Here is an 8178-nt window from a genome sequence, read left to right as displayed (position 1 = left end):
CTGCCCAATCGCGATGGACGAAGGTCTACGTTTCGCGATCCGTGAAGGTGGTCGTACAGTTGGTGCTGGTGTTGTAGCATCAATCGTAGAATAAGCTTTTACGCTTAATAAAAAGGCGCCTTAGGGCGCCTTTTTTTATGCGTGAAAAACCTTATAGACCAGCTTCACGGCGTGAGGGGCGAGAGCCGCCCGGAAATAGCGAAAGCGTGGAGCTATTTCAGGCTCGAGCGCGAGGCAACGGATGCCGAGCCGGGACCAAGCTTCAGGGACGAATTCCTAGCGAGTGCTGATGCAGGTTAAATCGCAGCGCTCGGAGGTGGAGGCATGGCTGAAAGCGGAAACAAGAGAGTGAATAATTTCACTCTCGCCGCTTGAAGGCGAAGAGCTCTGCGATGAGCGGGGACGCCGACAGGAACCCTGCTTCAGGGACGAATTCCTTGCAGGGTGGTGATGCAGGCGAACTCGCGCCGCTTGAAGGCGACGAGCTCTGCGAGGAGCGGGAGGGCGTACAGTTGCGTTGGTGTTGGCAAGGCGTAGCCTTGCAACCTTGCTTGTAAGCTCTCAGCTTCCTACAAACAAACCAAAGGCCGCATCAGCGGCCTTTATCACTCCTCTGATTACTTCTACAGCTTTTAAAGCTCGGTTGTGTGAACTTACTCACTTCTTCCGTTAAAACTCCCCACAGCTCTCTGTGGTGCGATCTTGTCGCGTTGGCGACGACAACCAAAGAGGGAGTGATTCGACTCCCTCTTTGGAAACTCCGCGAACCCGTAATTCGCCAATGCTTCCGAACTCAGGTTTTTGCTATACGCTCCGCTTAGGCTGCGACACGATTTAACGGCCCATCCCTGTGCCGATAAATCTAGCTCGGCATCGTGCCTCGCTGTCTTAGCCACGCGCCGCAGCAAAGCCGATTTCTCCAGCGCGAATTTTAACGGGAAAGTCGATACCTGTAGGTCAGATTTCAACCTGACAATTTTTGTCGGGTCGCCGACTACGACCAAAAGGAAATGCTTGTCCATTTCCTCTTGGGACACCTAGGACACCCCAACATTGCATCATTTCCTCAACGCGCTATGAGAAATGAACGTAACCAACAGGCACAGAACGTCCCTGCTCTGAGCCTGTTTTCGCCCGCTATCCATGCGGACGATCACTCTTCTCGTATCCCGTTTCGGATGAAATGTAAGGGGAATAATAAATTTCCCTTTTGAAGCTTTCTGGATCTGGAAATATTAAAGCATGCATAAAAAGCTACTATTAAACTTCATCGTGAGATCGGTAAAGTTTCTGCTGATTAAAATACTTTTGTTCTCCATTAATTAAAGGTGTTACTTGCTCCAAGGTTGCTCTCATTTCATTAAGAGACAGCTTACTTATTTGGATAACTTTACGTCCATAGCCATTTAATGAACCTCCGGAAGACAACATGCAATTTTCGGTATAGATAAAGCGATCATGTATGGGGAATTCATGTTTGGGTCCATATCTTAGCGACTGAAAGCTAAATGAGGGTAACTCACCGCTTGCAATGTTATTTGACCAGTACTTTTTAAAAGTATCAGCTAAGAATTCGTCGCCTTCACTTTTTAGTCGCTTAAAGCTGTCAATAGATGTGACAATTGAAACATCAATGTCGGGATCTCGATTGATCATGGCTGCTAAGATTTCTATGGATTCATAATCAAAGTACGGATCGATAATGGTAACTTTATTGCTCTTTGTTGATAGAAACCAATCTTGCAAAAACTCCTTCGCTTTATTGACACCTTCATTACTAGCTGAGACGACTATATAGTCATCATTTTTTTCCTCAACAGTGTCAAGTTGGGCTTTCTCTTCAAGAGCAAAGAGTTTTGATATTGTTAGGATATTAGATTTAAGAGTATCTAATATTGGTCTGATGTTTTGCCTTAAATTATCTTCTCCATTATAGACCTCTGCTAAGTAGTGAATGTAGAAGCTGAAGACTCTGTAATAATACTCAATAGAATAATCTTGGCCATTTGTTATAACTTTGTTTAAATCAAATGCTTTGTTGAAGTGTGAACTCTTCGCGTTAATGTTACCTAGAGAGTCCCATGCTATTCTGGCAATTTTACGGTTCTCATTTGCTAAAGATTCTTCGCTTTCGTCAGCCGATTTCTTAAACTTATTCTCTAACTCTTGTCTTTCTTTTTTGCGACTTATTGCGTCGTCAATGGATTTGACCCTAGCAGGATCGTCATCAAACATGGTTACAAGACTTGAAGAGAAAGTTTCATCAAATCTACTAACCATATCTATGAATTTTAGTCTTGCTTCTTTTGAATTCGAGTTACTTCCTTTTGCACAGAGTTCAAGAGCTGTCTTGTAAAATTTTTGAGCTGTCTTTTGATTGAACTCAAAAGAATTCTCACACAGTACGGAGTATCGATTTAATTTTTCCAGCTCTGATGATAGTTGTTTTATCGAAGACTCAGACTCGGTGAATAAAGATTTCTTTATATGGGAGCTTCTTTCTGGCATTAAACTCGCTATTTCACACAATAAAAAGGCTCTGTCTGAGATATTTGATATAGCTCTTGCGCCATTTGTTAAATCGTCCCATGAACTAGGTTCCGCCTTATCATCGAAGTTCTTCACTATAGCTTTTAGTAGCACCAAGTAACCCAAGTGACTGATACCATCTGAGAAAGGAAATCTATCATAATTATTTCTAATTTGACTAAGGATCTCATCTATCTGAACTTTTGATATTTTCGATTTACGTTTTAAGAATCGGACTGCATCAAGAATTTTTTTCGAGATGACGATCAGACTGTTTTCATTGTGGGATAAGTCTAAGACCTTACAAATGCTTTTTAGTGATTTGTAGTTTAAGTTAGGGAAGTTACTTTTTTTAAGAGGATTATATGGGTCATAGATAAGGCAGTCATTTAATGTGTAATCTACGATTCTGACTAAAATACTTTCACTGATATCATTGTACAAGTCATAAACACCACCTAAGTAATTTTCAAAAGAGTCATATTGGAAGAAGTAAATTACCGGTAGACAATGGTAACAACACATAGCAAATTCTTTTGAATCTTTTTCATCGAAGCTATCAAGCAGTGGTAGAAGATATTTCTCTATTATTTTGTCTGCCTGATCAATGTTTTTATTTTTTTGGAAACAGGATACTAGTCTTGCCAAGCAATATGACTTCTCAATTTCGCTACCAAGCAGATTGATTTTAGAAGCAAGAAACTCTATATCATCATTGTTGATTAGATTTAGCTTATTTAACTCATAGATACACCTTATAGCCAAGTCTATACTAGCTTTAGTGTAAACAGCAAAATCAGAAACTTTTACATAATTCTCGGCTTTCAGTTGGAGAGCTTTTTCCTTAAAGCCTTTAGCTGCTTTAATATCATTATTATATAAGCTTTTGTGAGCCGAGAAGTATAGTTCGACCTTATTCTCAAATCCATCAGTAGCAGATATCGACTTTTCAAGCTGTTCTTTTACAACGGATATATCTACAACATTTTTTTCAGAATTATTTGCATTCAAGAGAACTCTGATAAGACATTTTGATTTTACATAGTTACTTTTTATTTTATTCAAAACCCTGTTTAATTTTTTGTAATTTCCTTTGCTCTCATATTTTTTGAAGTAGTAATCTACAAAAGGTTCATAGATGTCTTCCCTAAACCTCTCATTTTTTACTTTCCGAAGGAGGCACACTACGTCATTAAAAGAATGGTTCTCCAACTCTAAGTCATGAGAAATAGTTGTTTGTAGTATTATGGACATTGCCTTGCTTCTTCGATCTTGAGTGTTTAGCTTTTCACTCCACTTAATTGCATTGGTAATGTCGTAAATTGACTCATTTTCGATAGCCTCCCTAAAAATGTCTACATGGAAGGCATCAGTAGACAATAGGCTATCGAATAATTCTACTTTAGAAGAGTTAATTTCATTTTCAATATCTATCCTATTAAGCTTTTTTATGCTTAGGGATAATATGCAAAGGGATGTTAGTGCAATTGATTTGTCACTAATATTAGAAAGGTAACTATATAATTCTGAAATTCGGTCGGTGCAAATTGATTTGTTTATTTCGTATATACCAATATTTATAACAAGCTTGGTATATTCCAGAGTGGGTCCTTTCTCTTTTAAAGTGTCTAAATGCGAGAGCATTCGATGGTAGCTTTTATTAACCTTATCAGGATTTTGTTCAATATGTTTTTTAACCGTAAGAACTTTACTAATATCGTAAAATAACCTTGCATCTATTGAGAAATCAGTAGAGTCAATAGAAATATCAAGAATTCTATCTAAGAGTTCAATTGCGCGCCTTTATCATAGTTTTTCTGGATCCAAGCTCGAAGAATGAATATTTTATCTCCTGATTCGTCCATTTCATCTACGTGCTTTATTATCTTATCTGCAGGAGAGTCCGGGTTAAATATTTCTACTGACTTGAACATTTCAGTACGCTTATCATCTGTTGAAGATAGCTTACTTAGGTCATCACCAAGGCTTTCACCATGGCGTGTTAAAGTTAATAGTGACATTTTGTAAAACGCGGCGTCTGACTTATTTTGTCCCGCAGCGTCAAGTTGATCTAAAGAGTTAATGATCTTTAGAGCTTTTTCGGGAAAAACTGGTAATAAGTCAGCTGCTATATCACTTGCTCTTTCGACGCTTAGCTTACTTTTCTCAACTTTCTCGAAAATAAAATTTATTTTATCCAAGACATCTTGCCGAACGTCAGTCTTGTTTTTCTTTTGGTATATTGAGTAAATGCAGTAAAGCTGCAATTTCTCTTCATATGATCCATTACTTTCAATTAGGTTAAGTGCTTTAGAGTGATCACCCTCTGTTAAATAACACTCCAGTTCAGAGACTACAGCTTCGGATTTATTGATATTAGTAAGAGCGCATTTTAGTAGATTAAATTTGTTTATCGCGGCTCTATCTTTCAGCTTTACGGCAGCGTCCAAGCCTACTTGAATAGTTCTAGTTAGTTCGGCTATGCTTGATGATTCTTTATATATGTCTTGAATGTGCTCTTCATTTAATTGCGATATAACTCCCTGAGAGTCTCCTTTTTCATTGTAATATCTAATTATCTCAGGAAGACTGCTAGTATCATTTCCTTTATTGTTATTGTAATCATCAATGTGGAGGTCCAGATATCTTATTTTTTTGGTTTTTAACTTGTCAGATATGAAGTTGTAGTGGCCTTGAGATGCAAATTCAACTAGGTCATCATTGACTAAAATAAAGCTGATTCTTTCGATTAACGAATTGATTTCACTGATAGGAGTTTTGAATATGGAAGATAGCTTATTCTTAGTCACCTTCCCTTGAGAGAATGCAATGACTCCTAGTATATCTTCTACGGCCTTGTCAGTTACTTCTAATTTATATTCATAATCATATAGTTCATTTGCGCCGCTACAGTTGTTTTGAAGTATGTCTTCAATTGACTCTCCTGTCTTGACGAGGCGGCTTACCGTTGCAATTTTATCTGGCATGCCCCCATATGCACAAATAAGTTCTTCTGCTTGAGATTGTTTGCATTCAGGAATCATCTCTCTAATTTCATCGATATTGAGGATATTTATCGAATATCGTTCAAACTTATTTGGGATGTATCTTGTTGTTTTGTTTGATTTAGTAGAAATAAGGAAGTTAACTTGCTTGTCAAACGGTAATATTAGAAAAAGCTTAGCAATGAAGTCATCCTTTATATCTAGATCGATGACGCCATCTAATATGAAAGTTGCTGTTTTATTGTTTATTTTTAAATAATAAAGGAGAGAGCTAAATTCTTCTTTTAGTTTTTTTAGGGATACCTTTTGTTTTACGAGCTCACCTAAATTTACATCCCCATCATAAAACGATCTAACTTGTATATATAGGTCTTTACAAATATCGTTATCAGTTATGCTTAACTTTTGTCTGTCATCAACAAATAGCACAATAGAATCTTTGATATGGGTGTTCGCAATTTGTGAGAGAGTTGTTGTCTTCCCAATATTTTTAGGGCCTTCTATTATGACGTTATTACTCTCCTTTATGTGATGTTTGATTGTCGATATAGTAGTCGCTCTTTCTACAGTGTTAAATGTAGGCTTTGGAGAAAATTGTGATAAAGATGTTGGAAGAATTAACTCTTGACTAGCGCTCATCCATTAAATTCCCTTTTTAAATTTTTTTAAAATTGTAGCTCACTACGCCGTTTGTTAACGGCTTGCCACTAAAAACAATGTTTATAGTTTTGATATACAAGTTTGTTTTCGATAATTAGCTTGGCATGTTTATTTACACAATCCTATTGTAATTCATGTAGTTATACAATGTTGTGAAAGTCCCGCATTAAAGCCCTGCGCTTTTACTTCGCTTCTCCACCACAGCTGCGGTCATCCTTGAAATACAACACAAATCGCCGGCGCTGTTGTAGATCTTAATCTCCCATACCGATGAGCGGCCGCCCAGGTGCACGGGCTTGGTCACGGCTTTGAGCGTGCCGGTGCGTGAGGCTTTGAGGTGGTTGGCGTTGATCTCTTGGCCGACGCAGTAGTATTTATTGATGTCGACGGCGAAGTTGGCGGCGTAGCTGGCGACGGTTTCGGCCAGTACCACATAGGCGCCGCCGTGCACCATGCCGATGGGGTTGTAGAGCTCGTTGCTGATTGGCATGGTGGCCACCAGGTAATCCGGGCCGATTTCGCTGATTTCTATGCCGAGTTTGGTCATCAGCGTGCCCTTGGCGCCAACGCCCAAGTCGAGCTTACGACACAGATCAAAATCGATTTCCTGAGCCCAAATACTTTGGGTGTTTTCGTTGACACTTGAGTCTGGCTTTTTGGCGACCGGCAAATCGTTTTTGTGATTCTGAACACTCATACTGAATCCTTATACGGCAACATTTATAAATGGGGTTATCTTACATCGCTTGGCAAGTTCGTCCACATAGTGCTGCACTTGCCTGGGCATCTGCAAGTCTTTTACGACGGTGCGCAGCGCAGGAACAGAGCTGGGCGGCAGTGGGCAGGGGCGGTGGGCAAAAATAGATGGCTTTATAGTCATCACCTGAGGGCCGGATTTGACTAGACTGTCATTAGCAGCCTAGGTGTTAACTTTGAGGGGGGTCTATGGACTTTCATTCCGTGTATGATTTCTGGTTTAACCAATGCAGCAGCGAGGACTGGTTTAAAAAGAGTGCGACCTTCGATGCCAGGGTAACCGAGCTGTTTGCCAAGACGCACCGCGCCGCCAGTCGGGGGGAGCTCTATCATTGGCGTAGCAGTGCCCATGGCGCTTTGTGAAATTATCGTGCTCGATCAATTCTCGCGAAATATGTTTCGCGGCACCGCCGGGGCCTTTGCCTATGATCCCTTGGCCCTGTGCCTGGCGCAACATGCCGTGGGCAAGGGCTACGACCTGTTGTTGAGCGAGCAGGAGCGCACCTTTTTATACATGCCCTATATGCACAGCGAAAGCGCGGCCATTCATGTGCTTGCCGAGCATCTCTTTCGGCCTTTGGATAACTATGCCTATGAGCTGGAGCACAAGGCGATTATCGACCGCTTTGGGCGCTACCCACATCGTAATGCCCTGCTCGGGCGCCAGTCGACACCCGAGGAGCTGGCATTTTTAGAGCAGCCCAACAGCGGCTTTTAATGGGTCTCGCGCAGCCAGGCTCGGGCCTGCTCTATCTGGTCGTATTTAAAGGCCTTGATCTCGGCGCTGATAAAGTGCGCCGCCAAATGCTCGCCGAGCATGGCCATGGGCGAGTCTGTGACCAGAGCTATCCTGCCAATCTGCTTATGGTGGTCGCGTGCAAAACGCAGGTGTGCAGAGAGCGCCGCAAATGAATCCCAGCCGGGGAAGTGCCGGGTGGCTATCATCAGGCCTTTTAAGGGGCCTCGGCGCTCAATATAAGGGTCAATGATGCGCACCGCCGCCACAAAGTCGGCCGCAGAAAGCTGGCCGTGGGGGGTAAAGACGCCAATATCATGTTCGTCATCTAGGCTGATACAGAGCATATTGGGTTCCTTCTATTGTTGTAAATGCATCGATGCGAGATCGCCTTCCTATATAACTTTAGGCGCTTTTTATGGGTTTGCGCAGTCGGTGATAAAGGCAAAGGCTAAGTTCACAAGAATGGGGGTGGCAAATTCCTTGAATTTA

The 8178-nt window shown here is 41.2% G+C and carries 5 protein-coding genes and 1 pseudogene; 2 read left to right on the top strand and 4 right to left on the bottom strand.

Features of this window, described 5'->3' with window-relative positions:
- Positions 1-94: hypothetical protein (locus tag C2M29_RS16785; RefSeq protein ID WP_130145475.1), on the top strand; the 94-nt coding region annotated here is incomplete at its 5' end.
- 1166 nt (positions 95-1260) lie between these two features.
- On the opposite strand, the gene C2M29_RS01790 is transcribed toward C2M29_RS16785, so the two are convergent.
- The 3 genes from C2M29_RS01790 to C2M29_RS01780 all read right to left on the bottom strand — a co-directional run bounded on the left by C2M29_RS01790 (position 1261) and on the right by C2M29_RS01780 (position 6891).
- On the bottom strand, positions 1261-4173 hold the full coding sequence (locus tag C2M29_RS01790; protein WP_105188083.1) for a hypothetical protein: 2913 nt from the start codon (positions 4171-4173) through the stop codon (positions 1261-1263).
- A gap of 137 nt (positions 4174-4310) precedes the next feature.
- Positions 4311-6173: a hypothetical protein gene (locus tag C2M29_RS01785; protein ID WP_105188082.1), complete on the bottom strand. Its 1863-nt coding sequence runs from the start codon at positions 6171-6173 to the stop codon at positions 4311-4313.
- Positions 6174-6360: 187 nt separating this feature from the next.
- A complete protein-coding gene (locus C2M29_RS01780) occupies positions 6361-6891 on the bottom strand; it encodes a PaaI family thioesterase (protein WP_105188081.1) in 531 nt (176 codons plus the stop codon).
- A 248-nt stretch (positions 6892-7139) separates the two neighbouring features.
- Here C2M29_RS01780 and C2M29_RS01775 point away from each other — a divergent pair.
- Positions 7140-7668, top strand: a pseudogene (locus C2M29_RS01775) (DUF924 family protein).
- Here the strand turns inward: C2M29_RS01775 and C2M29_RS01770 are convergent.
- Positions 7665-8033, bottom strand: coding sequence for an STAS/SEC14 domain-containing protein (locus tag C2M29_RS01770; RefSeq protein ID WP_105188080.1), 369 nt, complete (start codon positions 8031-8033; stop codon positions 7665-7667). The pseudogene C2M29_RS01775 and the gene C2M29_RS01770 overlap by 4 nt on opposite strands.
- Positions 8034-8178: the final 145 nt, after the last annotated feature.

Origin of the sequence: Pseudoalteromonas sp. T1lg48 (assembly GCF_002964785.1) — a bacterium.
GTDB lineage: Bacteria > Pseudomonadota > Gammaproteobacteria > Enterobacterales > Alteromonadaceae > Pseudoalteromonas.
The sequence above is the reverse complement of the archived record's forward strand: the minus strand, read 5'-3'. Positions and strand labels throughout refer to the sequence as shown.